Annotated in this window: 1 protein-coding gene; it reads right to left on the bottom strand. The window is 65.8% G+C overall.

Annotation, left to right across the window (positions count from 1 at the left end):
- Positions 1-1,145, bottom strand: a 1,145-nt coding sequence (locus KK137_RS16500; RefSeq protein ID WP_214537798.1) for a G8 domain-containing protein, incomplete at its 3' end; no start/stop codon positions are given.
- Positions 1,146-1,228 lie beyond the last annotated feature (83 nt).

The raw sequence follows: 1,228 nt of genomic DNA, 5'->3' as shown, positions 1-1,228 counted from the left end.
AGATTCGTCGGTTCGCAGGGCAGGGTGGGATGACACTTGGTCATGATGCCGAGGTTGTGGACGAACTGGTTGCCGGTCTCGACCGCGTCTTCGAGGAAGAAGCAGTGGCCCACGGTGTTGAAGGTGACGTTGTTTTCCACGCGCACGTTGTTGGTGCCGTGCACGGTCACGCAGCGGCTGTAGGTGTCGTGGATCGAGGAGTTCTGGATGTACTGCCCCTGGCCTTCGCCCAGCAGGTGCCAGTGCATCGGGTAGCGGGCGAGGTGCAGGTGCTGGCCCATGCGATTGAGCTCGACGCCCGAGACCTGCACCTTGGACCCGGCCATCGCCATGATGTGGCCGCCGAAGTAGGAGCGTTCCGCGTCATCGGACGCCTGGATGCGAATATTGCGCGTCAGCAGGCCGACCTCGCCGCGCTCGTCGACCCCATAGGTGATCTGGCCGAAGTGCATGTAGTCGAGGGCGCGATCGAGCGTAATTACGTTGCCCTTGATGGCCGCGACGGTGCGCCGCTCGGCCTGCCGGGGATTGAAGTCGGTCGAGGCGAGGACGATCTCGTCGCCCTTGCGCCAGCCGGAGGCATCGAGCACTTCGATCTGCCTGCTGCCGGCCGCGGCGGTCTGGGCAAGCTTGGTCCAGGTGTGCGCGCGGTCGCCGTGCAGGCTCAGCGTCCCGCCCATGAGCACGATCCCGCGGTCGCCCATGGTGTTGACGTCTTCCCCCGGGACCGTGTCGGTCAGGGTGATGGTGGCCTGGCGCGTATGGGGCTGGGCCTCGCTGCCGATCTGCAGCTCGCCCCCGCGCAGATAGATCCACTCGGTTTCGAGGCCGATATCGCGATCGTCGGCAAAGCTGAGCTTGCCGTCGATGGTCAGGCTGCGCAGGGCGGGGGGATCGACGTCGAGCACCACCGCCATGTCCCGCCCGATCGTGACCGCGTCGCCCTGGCCCGGCACCTTTCCGTCAGGCCAGGTGGCCGGATCGGACCAGCGCCCTGTCCTCATCGCTGACGGCGGCGTGCCTGCGGCAGCCGCTGCAGGCCCATGGGCGTGATGCTCCTGGGCCGCCACTCCCGCACTTAGGCCCAGCAACAGCGACGCCGGCAAAAGCAAAGCAATACGAAGCAGGCGCGATGGCATGCGCATGACGGTCATCCCCCTCAATCGGAACTGCGTGTCCCGTTCTTATTGGCTTGAGTTTCTGCAACGGATCGCACGACTTGCCAAGC

The sequence above is a fragment of the Croceibacterium selenioxidans genome, assembly GCF_018599195.1.
In the GTDB taxonomy this organism is placed as follows: domain Bacteria; phylum Pseudomonadota; class Alphaproteobacteria; order Sphingomonadales; family Sphingomonadaceae; genus Croceibacterium_A; species Croceibacterium_A selenioxidans.
The sequence above is the reverse complement of the archived record's forward strand: the minus strand, read 5'-3'. Positions and strand labels throughout refer to the sequence as shown.